Here is a 20,436-nt window from a genome sequence, read left to right on the forward strand (position 1 = left end):
TCCTCCACACTCCACACCTGACCGGCATTCCTTATGAGCCTGAATACCTCGCTCCTGATCAGTATTCTGATGGCCCTGCTAATCGTCCGCGCGCTCCGACGGTTTCTGGACCTGCCCACCCGAATACCGCGGCTCAATGCGCTGCTGACCTACATCTGGGTGCCGGGAGCCGCCTTGACCCTGCTGGCGACTGTGTTCCGGTGGCGAACCGACCAGCTGGACGAGCTGTATATGCTCTTCGTGCTGGCATCGGTGCTGCTGGTTCTGGCACGCCTACGCGACTATCGGCCGGCCCGCACGCTGCTGCTGGCGCTGGCGCCGTACGTTGTGTATTCGGCCATTGAGCTGGTTCTGGCCGTGACGGGCCGGGAGCTGATGAAGCGCTACGATGACATTTTTGAAACCTCCCAAGGCTTTGCGCTGATCTGGCTTATCACCTTCGTATTCATTGCCCGCAGCCAGAAGAAAACCCTGGAAGCCGAGCGGCTGCTGCGGGAAGAGGAAACGAAAGCCAAGGAGCGGATTGAGGCGCAGAACGCCGAGCTGGAGCGGCTGGTAGCCGAGCGCACCGCTACGCTCACCACGCAGGCGGAAGAGTTGCAACAGGCCCTGACCGAACTCAAAACCACCCAGGCGCAACTCATCCAGGCCGAAAAAATGGCCAGCCTGGGGGAATTAACAGCCGGTATTGCCCACGAGATTCAGAACCCGCTCAATTTCGTGACCAACTTCTCCGATGTCAGCACGGAGCTGGTGAGCGAGCTGGAAGAAGAGCAGCAAAAACCCCAGCGCGACGCCGAACTGGAAGCCGACCTGCTGGCCGACCTGAAGCAGAACCTACAGAAGATCAACCACCATGGGCAGCGGGCGGCCAGCATCGTGCGCGGCATGCTGGAGCATTCCCGCGCCAGTTCCGGTGAGCGGCAGCCTACCGACATCAACCTGCTAGCCGATGAGTACCTGCGCCTGGCCTACCATGGCCTGCGCGCCAAAAACAAGAGCTTTAATGCCACGCTGCACACCGATTTTGATATGAGCCTGGGCAAAGTAGAGGCCGTGTCGCAGGATCTGGGACGCGTGCTGCTGAACCTGTTCACGAATGCCTTCTATGCCGTTCAGAAAAGAAAGGAAATGCAGCCCTCAATTAATGGCTACATGCCGACCGTGAGCGTAATTACCCGACGGGGCCCCGATGATACCGTGGAAGTGCGTGTGCGCGACAACGGCACCGGCATGCCGGAAGGAGTTCAGCAGAAAATCTTTCAGCCGTTTTTCACCACCAAGCCCACCGGCGAAGGTACCGGACTGGGCCTCTCACTCAGCTACGACATTGTCACGAAAGGGCACGGAGGCACGCTCTCCGTTGAAACACAAGAAGGCGAGTACACGGAATTCATCATTTCTCTGCCCGCTTAGCACCACTACCACACCGACCTGTTACCCCTCCTGTTCATGATAAAGATATTGGTAGTAGACGACGAAACAGACGTACGCGTACTGTTCGAACAACGGTTCCGGCGCGAGATTCGCAAAGGCGAGTATTCCTTCACGTTTGCTTATTCCGGCGAAGAGGCCCTGGATTTTATCCATGCGCACGCCTCAGAGGTCGTACTAATTCTCTCCGACATCAATATGCCCGGCATGAGTGGGCTTGAGCTGCTCAAACGCATCCGCCAGGAATACAATGCGCCTCCACCGGTTCCGCCTCAGGTCATGATGATTACAGCGTACGGCGACGCTGACAGCCGCCAACAGGCGCTGCAGCTCGGCGCTAACGATTTCCTGACCAAGCCCGTAGATTTTACGGCTCTCAAAGAGAAGCTCCATGCAATCGGCATCCATGAAAACTAAAGTCCTAGTGGTTGATGACGAGCCGGATCTGGCGCTGCTCATTAAGCAAAAATTCCGGCGCAAAATCCGGGAAGGCGCTTACGAGTTTGTGTTTGCCGGCAATGGACAGGAAGCCCTGGACCAGCTGCACCAGCAGACCGACATCGACATTATTCTTTCCGACATCAACATGCCCGTCATGGATGGGCTGACGCTGCTGACCCATCTGCCCGATGCCAGCGCCGTCATCAAGGCCGTGATGGTGTCGGCGTACGGCGACATGCACAACATCCGGACGGCCATGAACCGCGGGGCGTTCGACTTTGTGACCAAACCGGTAGACTTCACCGATCTGGAAGTGACGATGGAGAAAACCGCCCACCATGTGCAGCAACTGCGCCAGACGTTGCGCGCCGTGCAGGAAAACAACATCCTGCGCATGTATGTGGACGAGACGGTGCTTAATTTTATGGGCCGGCCGGGTTTTGAAAACACGCTTATGGCCAGCGAAACGGTGGATGCCACGGTCCTGTTCATTGACATCTGCGGGTTCACGTCGCTGGCCGAGGTGCTGCCTCCTACCGATGTTGTGACGCTGCTCAACAGCTATTTCGACCAGATGGTGGCCGAAATTATCGCGCAGGGCGGCTATGTCGACAAGTTTATGGGCGACGCGGTAATGGCCGTATTCCGCGACAAATTTCACCTCGACCGGGCAATGGACGCGGCCCTGGCCGTGCGCACTGCCCTGCAGGCCCACGAAGACACCCTGCCCAATGGCACGCTGTACCGGCCCCAGATATCCATCGGTATCAATACCGGCGAGATGGTGTCGGGCAACATTGGCTCGGCCTCGCTCAAGCGGCTGGACTACACCGTCATTGGGGATACCGTGAATGTGAGCCAGCGGCTGCAGTCTGCTGCCCAGCCCGGCCAGATTATCATTACGGAGGCCACCTACCAGCGGGTCAAGGAGTCGTTCCAATGCCGCCCGATGCACGAAGTCACGCTGAAGAACAAGGCGAAACCCGTGATGATCTACGAGGTGCTGGCATAAGGCCACGCGGGTACCTGAACCGCACTTACTGAACACGGCTCCCTTTCTGCGCTGGCAGAAAGGGAGCCGTGTTGTTTTGATCTGAGACCAAGCAGCGGTTGGCTACCGGGTTTCGCGCGCGGCGGGCGGCGGCCCCTCTATTCTACCACTGATTTCTCGTTCTGCCGGCGCAAACGCTGGCACAGAACGCGCACAATGTTGCGCAGCACCTCTCCCCGCTCTTCCATTACATCGTAGAAATCCTCCTGGTCTATCCGGAACGCCACCACGGACCCGCGCGCTACGGCCGAAGCGGAGCGGGGCTCGGCATCAAGCAGTGCCAGCTCACCGAAAAAGTCGCCGGCGTAGAACGTGGCCAACTGCTGCGTACCGGCGAAAATTCCTACCTCACCAGCCTGCACGATAAACAGGGAAGTGCCCAGGTCGCCTTTGGCAAACAACGGCTGGCCATCCTGGAAACTGACTTCCTTCATGATGGGAGCAATACTGCTCAGCACGTTGGCGGGTGTTGCGGCAAACAAAGTGGTTTGCTGCAGCAGCGCCACGCGCTCCACAGCCGACATGCTGGCGGTACCCGACGAATGATTCATGCGTAGAAAAGGCAGGTTAGGATGAGTAGTTAGTAACTGTTCGTAAACGGTGGGCTGTTGCGCCGCGAGTTGTCCTAGCACCTGAAAGGCGCTTTCGCGCACCAGCAGGCTGCCACTCTGCAGATGAGGCAGCAGGTAGGCGGCCGTCGTGGCGGCAGGGTGCCAAAGCGGCAGCGCGATGCTTACAGTCCAGTCCGTAAAGGCTGCTTCTCCCTGCTCTACAATACTGTCAACAACGGTGCCCTCCATTGGAGCCGAGCCCAGCACCCGGTCGAAGGTGCGGAGTTTTTCGGCAACCGGCGCTACTTCCAGCAGGGCCTGCAACGCCTGATAGATGGGCCGGGCAATGAGGTTGTCCAGGATTTCGAGGGCGTTGGCCTGCCGTTCGCGCGCAGCATGCTGCACGCCACGCTGGGCAGCGGCTATACTTTGCGGAGCATACAGCTGCAGCAGCAAGCCGAACAGGCGCTGCCCCAGCCGTCCTAGCTCATACTCCAGGCTGCGGGACAACACAGGATCAGTAGTGACGGACAGGCCCCGGAGCAGGTGCCGGGCGCGGTGCATTTCGTCCTGCACCAACGCCCGGAATACAGGCGCGTCGGCCGCCTCTTGGTCAAAATAGCGCAGAGCACGCAGGGCCGCTTCGCGCCGGAATAGTTGCGGCTGTCGGGCCAGCGCAACCAAGGCCGCCCGACTGGCTGGCACCCGGATATGGCCACACACCTGCGCCAGCCGCCGCACCAGCACGTCGTCGGTGCTGGTCTGCATAGCCTGGGCCAAAGCAGGTACAGCGGCTGGCCCCAGCCGGCCCAGACGTAGCATGGCAGCCGGACGGGTGGCCCGGTCCTGCAGGGCTTCTACCAATTGGCCAACAGTGGCAGAGGCTGCCGGCAGGTCTACGTTCCAGGATGGATGGTTCGCAGCTTCAGGAGCCGGCACAGTTTCCTGATCGTGCGTAAACCGACGGCTCAGCGCATGCTGCAGCTCGCTCAGGTAGTGTCCATACGTCCGGTTCAGCAGCAGCAGTGCGCCCCCCATAAACAGGCTCATCCAGACAAACGGCCCCCAGTCTGCCCAGGCCGGCAGCCGATGCAGCACATACAGCAGCACCCCGGCCAGGCCCATGCCCAGCGGCTCGTATAGGCCTTTGGCCAGGGTATGAGCCTGCAGGCGTTCCGGCGGCGACAAAGGCTGGAAGAGCACCAGAAAAACGGGGTCGAAGACGGCGCGGCGCAGCACTTCCAGCGTCAGATAGAGCCCGCAGAAGTACAGCAGCAGCGTGCTATCGGCAGCCTGACCCAGCCACAATCCTCCGGCCAGCAGCAACCCGGCCAGCATGATGGCGGGCAGCGCGACCAGCATCCATCTGACTCCTACCTGGTCCAGCGTGACGCGGGAAAGCAGCAGTTTGAAAAGCAGCGCCACCAGATACGTTGCCACCAGCACCGTCCCGACGTAGCGCATCACCGTGGCCTGGTCGTGGAACTTGTGCTTGACGTTGACAAAAAATGAATACTCGATGCCCGTGGTAACGGCTGCAATAAGCAGCATGCTCAGGCACATCGTCAGTACCAGCCGGCTGGCCCCGAACCATTGCTGCAGCCGTGGTGCCACGCCTCCCTGACGGGCAGCGCGCGGGGCCGGGCGGGCTTCCACCACGTGCTGCCGCCGCGTGGCCTGCAGCACCAGCAGCGCCCCGATGTACGCTGCAAATGCCACGAGCAGCAGCCAGAGCAAATCAGTATGATGGTGAATCAGAATGGCCAGCACGGCCCCCAGGGCCTTGGCCGGCATGTCGCCCGAGCTGATGACACTGAACAGCCGGCGGCTTTGCCGCACATCAAACACCACCGCCGATACTCCCCAGAACTCCAGGTTCGTGAGCAGGTATATGACGCGGTAGCCCGCCATAATAGCCACTGCTGCGGCTATTGAATTGCCTACTGCAACCAATACCCCCAGTATCGCCATCAGGGCCACTACCGCCAGCAGCACCCGCACCGCCACCCGCTCCAGCCCCAGATGATGCTCAAAATGCGCATATACCTTACCGGCTACTATCATGGCCAGCGCCGCCAAGCCATAAGCCAGCGGCAGACTGCGTTCCGGGTCGTTTTCCAGCAGAATAACGTTGGCCGCTACATACACCAGAATGGTACCAATGCCTAACAGGAAATTGTGCAGGAAAAACAGCCCTACCGTACGGCCTTCTTCCACCCGTATTCCTAGCAGCCGTTGCCAGCGTTCAAGTAGCGTCATTCGGAATTTAAATAATAAGCCTGCGGGTCTGATGCTGCCGCAAGATAGCGGCGAGGAGTGTCAATTCGCCCGGTTTTGCTGTTATTAGGTCTGTCAATTCTATTCCTTCCCCGATGAACTGCCAATGCGCTGAAGATTACGTGCTCGAGCAATTGCGTCAGCACCTTCCCGCCAACCTCTACTACCATGGCCCTCATCATACTCTCGACGTTGTGGCCCGGGCCCGCGCGTTGGCTGATGCGGAAGGCCTCACCGACCCCGAACAACTGGCGCTGCTGCGTACGGCGGCCTTCTACCACGACGCCGGCTTCCTGACGACCTACCAGGGCCACGAAGCGGCCGGCTGCCAGCTGGTGCGGCAACTGTTGCCCAACTTCGGCTACTCGCCAGAACAGGTCGATTTTATCTGCGAGCTGATTATGGCTACGCAGGTGCCACAAAGTCCCGGCAACTTGCTGCCCGCCCAGATTCTCTGCGACGCCGACCTCGATTACCTCGGCCGTCCCGATTTCTGGCCCATCAGCCACAGCCTGCGAAACGAGTTGTTCGACCTTGGCCTTGTTGGAAGCGAACAGGCGTGGCAGCAGCTTCAGCTCCGCTTTCTGCAGCAGCACCGGTACTGGACGCCCTCCGCCCTATCCTGGCGCGAGGCCAACAAACAGGACCGGATTCTGGAAGTACAGGCCCTGCTGAACACCATTGCGTAGCATACATGATAAGTGGCTGAACCACCGTTTTTCAAGACGCACAAAAAAAGCCTGACCGGAAGGGTCAGGCTTTTTTATCAGCAGGCAGAACTGCTTACTTGATTTTCTCCACGATGCCCTTGAAGGCGGCAGGGTGGTTCAGAGCGAGGTCGGCCAGAACTTTGCGGTTCAGCTCGATACCAGCCTTTTTCAGGCCGCCCATCAACTGCGAGTACGACAGGCCATGCTCACGAGCACCAGCGTTGATACGCTGAATCCAGAGGGCCCGGAACTCACGCTTCTTAACCTTCCGGTCACGGTAAGCATAGAGCAAACCTTTCTCAACCGCGTTTTTAGCAACGGTCCATACGTTCTTGCGACGGCCATAATAGCCTTTCGCCAGACGCATTATTTTTTTCCGACGGTGGCGCGAAGCCACGTGGTTGACACTTCTTGGCATAACCAGTTTTTTTTGGCGGCCGGCGGCGGACTGTTGCCGCAGCTTTTGTTTCAGCCGGACGCCTGGTGAAAAAAAGAGTTAATAATTGACAATCAGGAATTAAGAATTATGGAGTCCGGGTGTGCTATCGGACATTCTTAACTACTAATTCTTCAATTACTAATTAAAGATTGAGCATGTCCTTTACGCGGTTCATGTCGGCCGAGCTAACCAGACCAACGTGCGTGAGGGCACGCTTCTGCTTGGTGGTTTTCTTGGTCAGGATGTGGCTCTTGTACGCGTGCTTGCGCTTGATTTTGCCCGTGCCGGTCAGCGAGAAACGCTTTTTGGCGCCGGACTTGGTCTTCATTTTCGGCATTGTGGTGGTGATAAAAAGGTGAAAAACTGCGGCGGTCGGCTGCCTAGGGCCGGTGCGCCAGCGCAACATATGGGGCCGAAGCCCCGGAAAAGCTATTCAGCAGCGCTGTCTGCGGGAGCAGGGGCAGCAGCCGGTTTGGTTTCCTTAGGAGCGTCCTTGCCACCTTCCTTCGGAGCAGCGGGCTTAGCCGGTTTTGCCGGAGCTACTGCTTTCGGAGCTAGATACAGGAACATCCGCTTGCCTTCGAGCTTGGGCAGCTGCTCTACTTTGCCAAGGTCTTCGAGGGCCTGAGCAAACTTAAGCAGCAGAATTTCGCCCCGCTCCTTGAACACGATGCTTCGGCCTACGAAATGCACATACGCCTTGATTTTGGCGCCTTCCCGCAGAAATTCCTGCGCGTGCTTCAGCTTAAAGGCAAAGTCGTGGTCATCGGTGTTGGGTCCGAAACGAATTTCCTTGATAACGACCTTGGTCTGCTTGGCCTTCAGCTCGCGGGTTTTCTTCTTCTGCTCGTACTTGAATTTCGAGTAGTCGATAACGCGGCACACGGGCGGTACAGCCGTGGGCGAAATTTCCACGAGGTCCAGGTTCTGTTCCTGAGCAAAGCGCCGGGCTTGCTCAATGGAATAGATGCCTTGTTCGATGTTGTCGCCAACAAGACGGACTTCGCGGGCCGTAATCTTCTGATTGATTTTGAACGGCTCCTCGACCTGGGCGCGAGGGATATAACGGCGGTTAGGGGTTGCTATGGCTTTTTCTCCTTTAGGTGAAAGTCGGTTTTTGCTGGGATTGATCAGGAGGCTTACGCAGCCTGTTGGGTTCAATCAGCGGGCAAATATCCGCCATTTTTTCCAAACCCTCAACAAAGCCTGTATAAAATCGACCTGAAATTGTCCTTTTCTGCTGATTGACTCAGGGAATTCTTCCCTTGCAGAAGTGCGCTGCTCCAAAAAACAAGCCCTCACCATGAAACATGGCAAGGGCTTGTAGTAGTGAAGTCAGCTTTTGGCAGCTGCTGCCTGTGGCAGGCTTAGTGGATGGTAGTGGCTGGTTTGCCGTCCATCATGTCGTTTACCTGCTGCTGGAAGCTGCTGATGAACTCGGCAATGGGCATGGCGCCCACGTCGCCCTGGCCGTGGCGGCGCACCGACACGATACCTTCGGCCTGCTCCTTCTCGCCCACGATGAGCATGTAGGGCACCTTGGAAACCTCGGCGTCGCGGATTTTACGGCCGATTTTCTCGTCGCGGTGGTCTACTGTGCCGCGCAGCTCGGACTGCACCAGCTGGTCGTATACCTGCTGGGCATACTCCTGGTACTTCTCCGAGATGGGCAACACCGCAAACTGCTCGGGCGAGAGCCACAGCGGGAAGTTGCCGCCGCAGTGCTCAATGAGAACCGCCACAAAGCGCTCCAACGAACCAAACGGGGCGCGGTGCAGCATCACGGGGCGCTGGCGGGAGTTGTCGGAGGCCACATATTCCAGCTCGAACCGCTCGGGCAGGTTGTAGTCTACCTGAATGGTGCCCAACTGCCACTTACGGCCGATGGCGTCGCGCACCATAAAGTCGAGCTTGGGGCCGTAGAAGGCCGCTTCGCCCAGCTCCGTAACGGTGGTCAGGCCCTTCTCAGCGGCCGCCTCAATAATGGCGCGCTCAGCCTTCTCCCAGTTTTCGTCGGAGCCGATGTACTTGGCTTTGTTCTCGGGGTCACGTAGGGAAATCTGCGCCGTAAAATCAGGAAAATCCAAAGCCTTGAGCACGTAGAGCACGATGTCAATCACCTTCAGAAACTCCTCCTTCACCTGGTCGGGGCGGCAGAAGATGTGGGCATCATCCTGCGTAAAGCCCCGCACCCGTGTCAGGCCATGCAGCTCGCCCGACTGCTCGTAGCGGTACACGGTGCCAAACTCGGCGAAGCGCACCGGCAGGTCACGGTACGAGCGGGGCTTGGTTTTGTAGATTTCGCAGTGGTGGGGGCAGTTCATGGGCTTGAGGAAGAACTCCTCGCCCGGGTTCGGCGTCTTGATGGGCTGGAACGAATCGGCGCCGTACTTCTCGTAGTGGCCGCTGGTTACGTACAGTTCCTTGGAACCGATGTGGGGCGTCACGACGGGCTGGTAACCAGCCTTGATCTGGGCGCGGCGCAGAAACTGCTCCAGCCGTTCGCGCAGAGCGGTGCCTTTGGGCAGCCACAGCGGCAGCCCCGCTCCTACTTTCTCACTGAACGCAAACAGCTCCAACTCCTTACCGAGCTTGCGGTGGTCGCGGCGCTTGGCTTCTTCCAACCGCTCCAAGTACTCCGTCAGCTCCTTGGCCTTTGGGAAGGTGATGCCGTAGATGCGCGTGAGCTGCTTGTTCTTCTCATCGCCGCGCCAGTAAGCACCGGCCACGTTGAGCAGTTTTACAGCCTTGATAGGTGAAGTATCAGGGATGTGCGGGCCGCGGCAGAGGTCAGTGAAGTCGCCCTGCGTGTAAAATGTGATGGAGCCGTCCTCGAGGCGCTCCAGCAGATCCAGCTTGTAGGGGTCCTGCTTTTCGGTGAAGTAGGCAATGGCGTCGGCCTTGCTTACTTCCTTGCGCTCAAACTGGCTTTTCTTCTTAGCCAGCTCCAGCATTTTCTTCTCGACTTCCGGCAGGTCGTCGGTCGAAATCGAGCGGCCTTCGCCCAGGTCGATGTCGTAGTAGAAGCCGTTTTCGATGCTGGGGCCGATGCCCAGCTTCACGCCGGGATACAGAGCTTCGAGGGCTTCGGCCATGAGGTGAGCCGAAGAGTGCCAGAAGGACGCTTTGCCTTCGGGGTCGTTCCAGGTCAGGATGGCAACCTGCGCATCTTGGTCAATCGGGCGGTGCAGGTCGCGCACTTCGCCGTTGACGCGCACGCCAAGGGCATTGCGGGCGAGGCCTTCGCTGATGCCGGCAGCAACGTCGTAGCCCGTGGCGCCATCTACAAACTGGCGCACCGAGCCGTCGGGGAGGGTGATGTTAAGCATTGAATTGGGGAGATAATGGCTATACAAGCAGCCGTGAAGCCGCAAGTTAAGGAAATGGCGAAATGGAAAGTTGCTGCACCAGCAAGTTGATGCTGATTACTCCCTAACTCAGCACTCCGCCAACTGCTTAGAGCCCTAATCCTGGGAGACCCGGCCGTTGAATGGAAATGGGCTCGATTGGCTCGACGGTGCGGCGTGGCGCTTCGTCCACAATGATACCTCTGGCCCGGTTGCTCACCTTCCATGCTTTGTAGGTCCAGTGCCGGTTGCCTGGGTTCTCGGCTACTAACAGGCGGTACTGGTCGGCGGCTTCTGGGTAGCGGCCAAGGCTTTCCAGGCTTTCTGCCAGCATCTGGCGGGCGCCAGCTAGGCGGGGTGCGCGGCGCAAGGCACGCTGCAGGTGCGGAATGGCCACGGCATACTTGCGGGTTTTGAACGCAGCCAATGCCAAACGATAATCAGCGCGATAAAAGGTGGTATCCAGCTGCACGGTACGGGCATAAATGCGCACGGCGCTGTCAGGCTGGTTTTGCAGCTCAAACTGACGGCCATAGTCATACCAGAGCGGACCATAATTGGGCGCTACCTTCAGGCCACGAGCTGCATACAGGGCTGCATTAGCCGGCTGGCGGTAGGCATTCGACAGAAAGGCCAGCTGGTGCAGGGTTTCGGGCTGACGCGGGTCGCGAGCCAGGCTGGCGCGCAGGTAGTCCAGGGCCTGCGTGGTATCCTGTAGCCCAACGTGGGCCATGCCTTTGTAGAAAAGGGCAGCTGTGTGGTCGGGTTCCTGCTGCAGGGCACGGTCGAGGTAGTCGATGGCCGTTTGGTAGTGGCGTGAGGCCAGATGCGTTTCGCCCACCAGCAGGTTCAATTCGGCAGACGCATAGCCACGCCGCGACGCAATATCGGCGGCGGCCAGAGCACTCTGAAGCTTGCCTTGGGCACGCAGGGCCCGCGCTTTAAGGAAGTAGAACTCACCGGGCGTATCGTCCAGGTCGAGGGCCTGGGTTATATCCTGCAAGGCAGGCTCAATCTGGCCGGCATCGAGGCGAAATGCAGCTCGGCGGGCATAAAGAGAAGCATTGCGCGGTTGGCGGGCTATGGCCCCGTCTAGTTCTTCGGCCTGAATTTTTGGACCGCTCTGTACTGTTTTCAGGTCCACCATTGTCTCAGGCTGCTCCTCGGCGCCGGCACCGCAGGCCGTAGCAAGCAGTGCCGTGAGAGGCAGCAGCAGAAACGGGCGCAAAAAACCCAGGAAGGAAGAAACGGTAGCTGACATCGGGGGCAAAGATACGGAAGGGAGCAGCCGGATAGCACGGGCCGGCTAGTCTACGTTGCGCATGTGCCGATGCACCTGCTTTACCAGCCGCCGGTTCAGCTGCACCAGCATCTTACGGCAGCGCCGGCTAATTTCCAGCTCCTCGGCCGTAACCGGTGTTAGCTCCACGGCATCCTGCAGCACCGCAGTTGCTTGGGTATTGTAGCCTTGGTTCAAGTACACCCGCGCCAGGTCGTAAGCATATTCAATGCGCTTGGGGTTCAGTTCATGCGCTTTGGAAAGTGCCTCTATGGCGGCCCGGGTACTGGCTCCAGAAGGCATACCACCCAGAAACACCCGACTGAATATCCGCTCCAGAATGTTGTAGTGGTCGACGCGGTAGTGCCAGCGGCCCAGCAGCTGCCAGGCATCCGCAAAATCGGGACGCTGCGCCACAGCCTTAAACACGTATGGCTTCATCTCCTTATATGAAAGCAACCTGCTGCGGGCAGTGAGCAAGGTGGCTTGGTTGGCCAGCGCCAAGGCTTCCGCATAATTCCCCTCGGCCCCCTCAGCCCGTACGACAAGCGCCCGGCTGGCGTAAAGCCGGGCGGCGGAGAAGTAGGCCATTTTCCGGGTTTCATCGGTGTAGCGGGCCCCAATCCGGACACTGAGCACCGCGGCCCGCCACAGGGCTTCGTACGTAGCCGGGGCCTGCGCCAGAGCCTGCTCGTATTTGCCCAGGGCTTCGGAGTCTTTGTACTGGCTCTGTAGCTCCTGCCCTTCCCGCAGCAGCTTCGCGACAAGCGCTGTTTCCGGCGTTTCGGTGGGCAGCTTGGGCGTGGCCTTGGAGGGCCGGCGCCATTGGGCTTCGGCAGGCACAGCCAGCAGGCCCGCCAGAAGCAGTATCAGCCAAAAGAAACGACCCAAAGGCACTACCATGCAAACAACTACCGCAGACTGTGCCGCAAAGCTGCAGCTTTTCACAGGATGCTCCACTCTGTTGGCGAAACTGCTGCCTACTACAGGGCAAGCGTACTGCAAGTTCATGAAAAAGCCCCGCAAGTTGCAACTGCGGGGCTTTTTGCTACTTAAAACAGCTTGAGCTGCGACTTGGGAGTCTTTAGAATGGCCTGGGCCTGGGCAATGTCGGCGGCCGAAATGTCCACGGGGCCGGTCAGGTCGGGCAGTGGGCCTTCCGGCTCGCTGGCCCCGGCAGCCGACCGGGGAATGGTGGCCGGGCCGGCCTTTTTCTTCACTTCGCGGCGCTGGGGCTCAGGGCCTTCATCCGTCAGCAGGGTCACGGCATGAATCCGGAAGTAGTTGAGCTTGTTGCCCATGGCCTTCCACCCTTTCACGTCAATGAACTCGTGCAGGTTGATTTTCTCGGTCTCCTTATCCGCTTTCTTGTCGCGCTGTAGCTTCACTTCCACCTGCGGCTCGGGGTTGGCGGTAGCGGCCAGCAGCTTGCCCTTGGGCTCGGAAATAAATGTGAAGCGCTTGTCCAGCGTGCTGGTTTCAATCTTGAACCGCTTGATGTAGTGGATTTTGGTTTCCGCTTCCACGTACACAGCACTTAGCACGGTATCGGGGTCGAGCTTGCGCAGCAGCACGATGTTGGGCACATCGAAGTGGTGCGCCGGATCCGGCGACTTCAGCTCGTAGCTGCCGTCCTTGTACACCACCAGAATCGTGTTGTCGGTATCGAAGGTACCCAGGTAGCGGCCGTGGCCGGCCGTGTTCAGGCGGCCCACCACACTATCGAAGAACATTTCGCGGCCGCCCAGCGTCGAGTCGCCGAGGCTTTTCTGCGTGATTTTCTTGATGGGCTGCTTCGTGACGATATTGCCCATCGAGCCCTTGCCTTTGATTGACAGCTCAGCAAAGTCAAAGTCGAACTGCTTCACGCGGGCCGGCGCCTTGTCAGAAAGCTGCACGCCCACGATTTCCGACTCCGAATTGGGGTTGGCCGTGAGGTAGAGCGTTTTGGTGCCCTTCGTGCCCTTGGTCAGATCATACACCTTGTCGCGGGTGATGCCCGTCACGAGGAAGCGCTTGGCGAAGCTGATGCCCGAAGCACCGTCCTGGTAAATCATGTTGTATACCAGCCGGTCGTCGTTCTTGTTGTATACCCCGACGTGCAGAATGTCCTTGCCCACAAAGGTTTTTTCCGCAATCCGGGTCACTGTGAACGTGCCATCCCGCTTGATGCTGATGATGTCGTCGAGGTCGGAACAGTCGCAGACATGCTCTACCTGCTCGTCCTTTTTCAGGCCGTAGCCTACAAAACCGTCGCGGCGGTTTACGTAGAGCTTTTGGTTGGCCACGGCCACTTTCTGGGCCGTTACTACATCAAAGGTGCGGAGCTGCGTTTTCCGCTCCCGGTTCTGACCGTACTTTTTAAGCAGCCCCTCGAAGTAGTTGATAGCGTAGCGCGTAAGATTGGCGAGGTGGTCGGCCACTTCTGCCAGCTCAGTTTCCAGCCGCTGAATGTACTCATCGGCCTTAAAGCCGTCGTATTTGGAAATGCGCTTGATGCGGATTTCGGTGAGGCGGGTGAGGTCGTCTTCGGTAATGGACCGGCGCATCACAATACGTGTGTCATTTGCCTTGGGCTTCTCGCCTTCGATGCGCACGAATTTCTTCAGGCCCGCATCAATGGTCTGCAGGATTTCCTCCCAGGTTTCGCACTCCTCAATCCGGCGGTAGATGCGGTTTTCGATGAAAACCTTCTCCAGCGAAGCCGAATGCCACTTTTCCTGCAGCTCTTCTTCCCGGATTTCTAGTTCCCGCTCCAGCAGGCGCAACGTTTTCTGGGTGCTCAGGCGCAGCATGTCCTCCACCCCCACGAAGCGTGGCTTGTCCTCGATGATGACGCAGGTATTGGGCGAAATACTAACCTCGCAGTCGGTGAAAGCATACAGCGCATCCATCGTCAGGTCCGGCGAAACGCCGGTGGGAAGATGTACTTGTATTTCTACCGTGGCAGCGGTGTTGTCGACTACCTTTTTGATCTTGATTTTATTCGCTTCCGAGGCTTTCACGATGCTTTCCATCAGCGCCGTGGTGGTGGTGCCGTATGGAATGTCGCGAATAACCAGCATGGTCTTATCGACCTTCTCGATGGTGGCACGCAGCCGGATTTTGGCGCCGCGCAGGCCACCGTTATAGTTCGTGACGTCGCAGAGGCCACCGGTCGGAAAGTCCGGAAACAGCTGGATTTCCCGGCCGCGCAGTACATCAATGCTGGCTTTGCACAACTCGCGGAAGTTGTGGGGCATAATTTTGGTGCTCAGGCCCACAGCAATGCCTTCCACGCCTTGTGCCAGCAACAGCGGAAACTTCACGGGCAGCGTAGTCGGCTCACGCTTACGGCCGTCGTAGCTCATCTGCCACTCGGTGATGTCGGGGTTGAACACGACGTCCAGCGCAAACTTGCTCAGGCGGGCTTCGATGTAACGCGGAGCCGCCGCGCCGTCGCCGGTCCGGATGTCACCCCAGTTACCCTGAGTTTCAATCAGCAGGTCCTTCTGCCCCAGGTTCACCATAGCGTCGCCAATGCTGGCGTCACCGTGGGGGTGGTACTGCATGGTCTGGCCAATGACGTTGGCCACTTTGTTGAAGCGGCCATCATCCATCTCCTTCATGGCGTGCAGAATGCGGCGTTGCACCGGCTTAAGTCCATCCTCAATGGCGGGCACGGCACGCTCCAGAATCACGTAGCTGGCGTAGTCCAGAAACCAGTTCTGGTACATCCCATTCACGGTGGCTACATCGTGGATGGTTTCGCCAGGTGCGAACTTCGGCTCTTCTTCTGCTTCCGCAATTTCTTCGGTTTCGGCTGGTTCCGTTTCCTCAGTGGAGGATTCGGCCGTGGCCATTTCGCTTAGTAGTGCCACTGTTTCCTCATCCGAATCGGCGGGAATGCCGGCGGGGCCAGCAGCAGTAAATGCAGCGGGAGCAGCCCCAAGTTCAACAGTGTCGCCGGCCGTGAACAGGTCGGCCGCAGCTTGCTCGGGGGTGTGGGGAGTATTCTCTTCTGACACGGCGGGGTGTGGCGCTTGCCACAGTTATTATCCTTGTACCTCTCTCCTGCTATGGCGCGGCCACACCCGGAGGAAACTCAAAATTACGCTAAATCTTCCTCGGGCACTTCTGCCACGGGCAGCACATCCGAGGTTACCAAGTCCTTCTCCTGACGCAGGTTTTCGATGATAAATTCCTGGCGGGCCGGTGTGTTCTTGCCCATATAATAGGTCAGTACCTGCTGAATGCTGCGGTCCGACTGCAGAATCACGGGCTCCAGCTTGATGTTGTCGCCGATGAACTTGCCGAACTCGTCGGGGCTGATTTCGCCGAGGCCTTTGAAGCGCGTCACTTCGGGGTTGCGGCCGAGCTGGCGCATGGCCGCCTGCTTCTCCTGCTCGTTGTAGCAGTAGATGGTCGTTTTCTTGTTGCGGACGCGGAACAGCGGCGTCTCCAGAATGAACACGTGGCCATTGCGCACCAGATCCGGGAAGAACTGCAGGAAGAATGTGAGCAGCAGCAGCCGGATGTGCATGCCATCCACGTCGGCGTCGGTGGCAATGACCACGCGGTTGTAGCGCAGCCCTTCAATGCCTTCCTCGATGTTGAGGGCGTGCTGCAGCAGGTTCAGCTCCTCGTTCTCGTACACAATCTTCTTTTTCAGCCCGAAGCAGTTCAGCGGCTTGCCGCGGAGGCTAAACACGGCCTCCGTTTCCACGTTGCGGCTCTTGGTGATGGAGCCCGAGGCGGAGTCACCTTCGGTGATGAACAGCGTGGTCAGGGCTTCGGCTTCCTGTTTGCCTTCGCCGAAGTGGAAGCGGCAGTCGCGGAGCTTGCGGTTGTGCAGGTTGGCCTTTTTGGCGCGCTGGTTGGCCAGCTTCTTCACGCCCGCCATATCCTTCCGTTCCCGCTCGCTCTGCTCAATACGCTTGCGCAGCGCCTCGGCAGTAGCGGGGTTTTTGTGCAGGAAGTTGTCGAGGGATTCTTTTACGAAGTCCAGAATAAAGCCGCGTACCGTGGGGCCATCGGGCCCCATGTTCATGGAGCCCAGCTTGGTTTTGGTCTGGCTTTCGAACACCGGCTCCTGCACCCGCACCGAAATGGCGGCAATGATGGAGCCCCGAACATCGGTAGCGTCGTACTCTTTTTTGTAGAACTCGCGCACCGTTTTCACTACCGCCTCACGGAAAGCGGCCAGGTGCGTGCCGCCCTGCGTGGTGTACTGCCCGTTCACGAACGAATAGTACTCTTCGCCGTAGTCGTTGCCGTGCGTGATGGCCATCTCAATATCCTCGCCTTTGAGATGGATGACCGGGTAGCGCAGACTCTCGGGGTCGGCTTTGCGGGCCAGCAGGTCGGCGAGGCCGTTTTCGGAGTAGTACTTCTGGCCGTTGAAGTTGATGGTAAGGCCAGCATTCAGATAGACGTAGTTCCAGATCTGATTTTCGAGATACTCCGGGATGAAGCGGTAGTTGCGGAAAATCGTATCGTCGGGCTGGAACGTCATCAGGGTGCCGTTGCGCTGGCTGGTTTTCACCGGCTTAGGGTCGCTGGTCAGGATGCCCTGCGCAAACTCAGCCGACTTCATCAGTCCGTCGCGGACACTCTGCACCAGAAAGTAATTGCTGAGTGCATTAACCGCTTTGGTACCGACCCCGTTTAACCCCACAGACTTCTGAAAGACTTTGGAATCGTACTTGCCGCCCGTATTAATTTTGCTGACTACATCCACCACTTTGCCCAGCGGAATGCCGCGGCCGTAGTCGCGCACCTGCACCCGGTGGTCAGAAATCTTGATTTCAATCGTGCGGCCGTGGCCCATCACGTGTTCGTCAATCGAGTTGTCGATGACTTCCTTTACCAACACATAGATGCCATCATCGTACGCCGAACCATCGCCGAGCTTGCCGATGTACATACCAGGCCGCAACCGGATATGCTCGCGCCAATCGAGGGAACGAATGCTGTCTTCGGTGTAGCCGTGCGTCGCAACGGATATCTGTTCTTCACTCATCAGTAGATCGAAATTCAATTCCGGAGTAAAATAACGCAGAAAACGGACCTTTTCCACGTTTCCATTTCGCTAGTAAAGTTAGCAAAATCTCCTTTCTCAACCCAGTACTACCGGTGTTTGTTCCGGGACATTTCAATACAAACACTTCACAGCCGCGCTTTTCTCTCTCCCAATTTTACCAACAATATTAGCAAAATGCTTACTCCTGCTGCTCAGCATCATTTGCCTCCTTCCGGCCATAAGCCCAGTCCGATAGTCAAGCAGACGCCCGTCGTTCAGTTTGCCTTCTTTCTGCTTGGCGCGGTACTGCTGGTCTACTCGCTGAAAGTCCTCGACGACATCCTGCTGCCACTGCTGTTCTCGGCGGTGTTTACGCTGCTGCTGCTGCCCATCTGCCGGTGGCTGGAGCTGCGCGGCCTGCCGCGGGTGCTGGCCATTATTCTGTGCCTGCTGCTGGTGCTGGCCATTTTTGCGGGGGTTATTCTGGGGTTTGGCTCGCAGCTGGCGCAGTTCAAGAGTGAGCTGCCCAAGCTGCAGACCAAGATGATGGAATTCTTCACTCAGGCACAGGAATGGGCGCACATGAAGTTTGGCTACAAGCCCATGAGCATCGACGACCTGAAAGAAACCACGGTAAAGAATCTGAAAAAATCCGGCGGCTCCTATCTGGGCACTACGCTCAACACCACGACGGCCGTACTCAGCAATCTGGCGCAGGTACTCATCTACATCTTCTGCCTGCTGCTCTACCGCGACCATCTGCGGCAGTTTATGTTCCGTTTCGTGGCTCCTGACAAACGCACCTCCGTGCTGCACACCGTCGACAACATCCAGACCGTGGTACAGGCCTACATTTCGGGTTTGCTCAAGGTCATTGTGATTGTGGCCATTCTCAACGGTATCGGGCTGCTGGCGCTGGGCGTGAAATTCGCCATCTTCTTCGCCATTTTTGCTTCGGTGCTGGCCATCATTCCCTACATCGGCATCATGATTGGGGCTACGGTACCGGCCATTATCACGCTGGTCGAAACCGGTTCCCCGGTTCAGGCGGCGCTGGTCATCGGCGTGTTTGTGGTGGTGCAGTTTCTGGAAGGCAACTTCATCACGCCCATGATTACCGGCTCGCAGGTCAGCATCAATCCGCTGGCCGCTATTCTGGCCCTGATTCTGGGGGCGGAGCTGTGGGGCACGCCGGGCATGATTCTCAGCATTCCGCTGATGGCCGTGGCCAAAGTGGTGCTGGATGCCAACAAAGCCACCGAGCCCTGGGGTTTCCTGCTCGGCGACACGGCCGAAGGAGAGGACTCCACCAAGCCCGAAAACAACGAGCCGAACAGTGTCCAGAAGCTTTGGCGGCGGCTCTTGAACAAGGAATGATAACAAGCAGCGCCCGGCCAACCGCCGGGCGCTGCTTGTTTATAGTAAGTTGAGGGTGTAAGTGTCCGTGGTTTCGGCCGTGGCTCCGAAGCCCTCTTTCTGGTTCAGCAGGCCTTGGTTTACCTCTCCGTGCACGGTAGAAATGCCGAATGAAAACCGTTGAAAATGCGCTGACTTCACCTCAAGCAGATGCGCCAGAACGGCATCAACGGCGCCGGTTTGCTTGCCGAAAGGGTTTCCGGCTATGTACTGCGTATGCACAAACCCCTGGTGCGTGTCCTGAAACACTACTACCCCGGCCACAACGTCTGCTCCTATTCGAGCCACCCAGAGCTCTATATGGTCCGGGTTCTGGTCGCGCAGGCGGCATATTTCAGCCAGCGTATGTACGGGGCGGCGGCCATGCACCTGGAGCAGATTTCGGGTGAGGATTTCCCAGAAGGCGGCATAATCTGAGTCAGCTGCCGTAGCGGCCACTACCACCCCGTGCTGGCGCGCTTTACGCAGATTGCCCCGCCGCCAGGTGCCAATCCGGAAGGGCCGCGTCAGGTCGATAACAGAGTTCAGCTCGCGGCCAGTGAGGCGGGCTCCCTGCTGGTGCAGCCAGAACAACGGCCCATCGGAAGGCTGGCGGCAGAATACCCGCGGCACCGGCTTCAGAACAAGCTGCCGGAACCCAGCCGCCTGCCAGGCAGCGCGCAGCAGCTCCAGCCAGGCAGCTACCTCAGAGTATTTGGGTTTTGCAACCGTCACAAGCCCCCCGTAGGCCAGCCCGGGGTGAGCCATCAGCACATCGGGCTCTGTAGTGGTATGCGCAGTGGCTGCCACAAAAACGGCACATAGCTCCTGCCCCTGCCATACCAGCCACGACTGGTCCTGAAAACGGTCCTGGTGATAGGTGAGAAAGGACTGCTGAAACAGAAACGGCCCATTGTCGGAGGCGGCTATCAGCGCATTCCAGGCTGCTTCATGCACTTTTGCGTACGGTTCCACCCGGGCTACGGCAGGCACGCGGCTCATAGCGTGTCGGGCGCTTTCGCCAGGTCCCGAAAAGCCGCATAGTCGCGGATGTAGCTGGCCTCGGAGTAAGGCTGCGACACCAGACATAATAGCACGGCCTGCTCGTGGAAGCGGATGGTGCGCCAGTACAGGCCCGGCAGGTACAAGCCTACATCCGGACGCTCCAGCGTAAACTTTTGCTGCTCACCGGCCGAATTTTCGAGGGTAACATCCAGCCGGCCCTTAACAGCAACCAACAGCTGCTCCAGCGTGCGATGAGCATGATGCCCCCGAAGTACATCGGCCGGGGTACCATAGGTCCAGTAGACGCGCGCAACGGCAAAGGGCAGCTGCCCCGGCTCAACCGCCACGGTGTAGCCGGAAGCTGCGTCCCCGATGACGGGCAGCGGCATCAGGCACGGTACTGGCAGGGCTTCGGCAGGCACTAAGGACATGGGAGCAAACAAACAACCCCGCCGGAACTACTGAGCGGAGCGGTCAAAAGTAGCGTTTCTCACGTACCCGCCCAA

15 protein-coding genes and 1 pseudogene are annotated in these 20,436 nt (G+C 58.5%); 5 read left to right on the forward strand and 11 right to left on the reverse strand.

Annotation, left to right across the window (positions count from 1 at the left end):
- Positions 1-33: 33 nt before the first annotated feature.
- From IC231_RS17320 to IC231_RS17330, 3 genes are read left to right on the forward strand one after another with little or no spacing between them, the layout of a single operon-like run.
- On the forward strand, positions 34-1,416 hold the full coding sequence (locus IC231_RS17320; RefSeq protein ID WP_190785743.1) for an ATP-binding protein: 1,383 nt from the start codon (positions 34-36) through the stop codon (positions 1,414-1,416).
- Positions 1,417-1,452: 36 nt separating this feature from the next.
- Positions 1,453-1,851, forward strand: a complete 399-nt coding sequence (locus IC231_RS17325; RefSeq protein WP_190785744.1) for a response regulator — start codon at positions 1,453-1,455, stop codon at positions 1,849-1,851.
- On the forward strand, positions 1,841-2,887 hold the full coding sequence (locus IC231_RS17330; protein ID WP_190785745.1) for an adenylate/guanylate cyclase domain-containing protein: 1,047 nt from the start codon (positions 1,841-1,843) through the stop codon (positions 2,885-2,887). Before IC231_RS17325 ends, IC231_RS17330 begins: the two co-directional genes overlap by 11 nt.
- 137 nt (positions 2,888-3,024) lie before the next feature.
- Here the strand turns inward: IC231_RS17330 and IC231_RS17335 are convergent, their stop codons facing one another.
- Positions 3,025-5,736: a cyclic nucleotide-binding domain-containing protein gene (locus IC231_RS17335; protein WP_190785746.1), complete on the reverse strand. Its 2,712-nt coding sequence runs from the start codon at positions 5,734-5,736 to the stop codon at positions 3,025-3,027.
- A 113-nt stretch (positions 5,737-5,849) separates the two neighbouring features.
- Here IC231_RS17335 and IC231_RS17340 point away from each other — a divergent pair, with 113 nt between their 5' ends.
- Complete coding sequence (locus IC231_RS17340) at positions 5,850-6,443, forward strand: HD domain-containing protein (protein WP_190785747.1); 594 nt, start codon at positions 5,850-5,852, stop codon at positions 6,441-6,443.
- Positions 6,444-6,537: 94 nt separating this feature from the next.
- Here IC231_RS17340 and rplT read toward each other — a convergent pair whose 3' ends face one another.
- From rplT to IC231_RS17380, 8 genes and pseudogenes are all read right to left on the reverse strand, one after another.
- Entirely contained in the window at positions 6,538-6,882 is a 345-nt protein-coding gene (gene rplT, locus IC231_RS17345; protein ID WP_185886284.1) for a 50S ribosomal protein L20, read from the reverse strand.
- A 163-nt stretch (positions 6,883-7,045) separates the two neighbouring features.
- Positions 7,046-7,240 carry a 50S ribosomal protein L35 gene (gene rpmI / locus IC231_RS17350; protein ID WP_190785748.1) on the reverse strand — a complete coding sequence of 65 codons (195 nt, stop codon included), beginning with the start codon at positions 7,238-7,240 and terminating at the stop codon, positions 7,046-7,048.
- Between the two features lie 191 nt (positions 7,241-7,431).
- Positions 7,432-7,989, reverse strand: a pseudogene (gene infC / locus IC231_RS17355) (translation initiation factor IF-3); the annotation flags it as partial.
- A 281-nt stretch (positions 7,990-8,270) separates the two neighbouring features.
- Positions 8,271-10,232, reverse strand: a complete 1,962-nt coding sequence (gene thrS, locus IC231_RS17360) for a threonine--tRNA ligase (RefSeq protein ID WP_190785749.1) — start codon at positions 10,230-10,232, stop codon at positions 8,271-8,273.
- Between the two features lie 127 nt (positions 10,233-10,359).
- The gene (locus IC231_RS17365; RefSeq protein WP_190785750.1) at positions 10,360-11,511 is read right to left on the reverse strand and encodes a tetratricopeptide repeat protein; all 1,152 of its coding nucleotides are present in this window, start codon (positions 11,509-11,511) and stop codon (positions 10,360-10,362) included.
- 45 nt (positions 11,512-11,556) lie between these two features.
- On the reverse strand, positions 11,557-12,420 hold the full coding sequence (locus IC231_RS17370) for a tetratricopeptide repeat protein (protein WP_190785751.1): 864 nt from the start codon (positions 12,418-12,420) through the stop codon (positions 11,557-11,559).
- 161 nt (positions 12,421-12,581) lie between these two features.
- Positions 12,582-15,371, reverse strand: coding sequence for a DNA gyrase/topoisomerase IV subunit A (locus IC231_RS17375; protein ID WP_190785995.1), 2,790 nt, complete (start codon positions 15,369-15,371; stop codon positions 12,582-12,584).
- Between the two features lie 248 nt (positions 15,372-15,619).
- A complete protein-coding gene (locus tag IC231_RS17380; RefSeq protein WP_190785996.1) occupies positions 15,620-17,530 on the reverse strand; it encodes a DNA topoisomerase IV subunit B in 1,911 nt (636 codons plus the stop codon).
- 195 nt (positions 17,531-17,725) lie between these two features.
- Here IC231_RS17380 and IC231_RS17385 point away from each other — a divergent pair, with 195 nt between their 5' ends.
- A complete protein-coding gene (locus IC231_RS17385; RefSeq protein WP_190785752.1) occupies positions 17,726-18,907 on the forward strand; it encodes an AI-2E family transporter in 1,182 nt (393 codons plus the stop codon).
- Between the two features lie 39 nt (positions 18,908-18,946).
- Here IC231_RS17385 and IC231_RS17390 read toward each other — a convergent pair whose 3' ends face one another.
- A complete protein-coding gene (locus IC231_RS17390) occupies positions 18,947-19,900 on the reverse strand; it encodes a GNAT family N-acetyltransferase (RefSeq protein ID WP_190785753.1) in 954 nt (317 codons plus the stop codon).
- A 23-nt stretch (positions 19,901-19,923) separates the two neighbouring features.
- Complete coding sequence (locus IC231_RS17395) at positions 19,924-20,361, reverse strand: sugar 3,4-ketoisomerase (RefSeq protein ID WP_211539160.1); 438 nt, start codon at positions 20,359-20,361, stop codon at positions 19,924-19,926.
- Positions 20,362-20,436 lie beyond the last annotated feature (75 nt).

It is taken from the genome of Hymenobacter duratus (genome assembly GCF_014698995.1).
GTDB lineage: Bacteria > Bacteroidota > Bacteroidia > Cytophagales > Hymenobacteraceae > Hymenobacter > Hymenobacter duratus.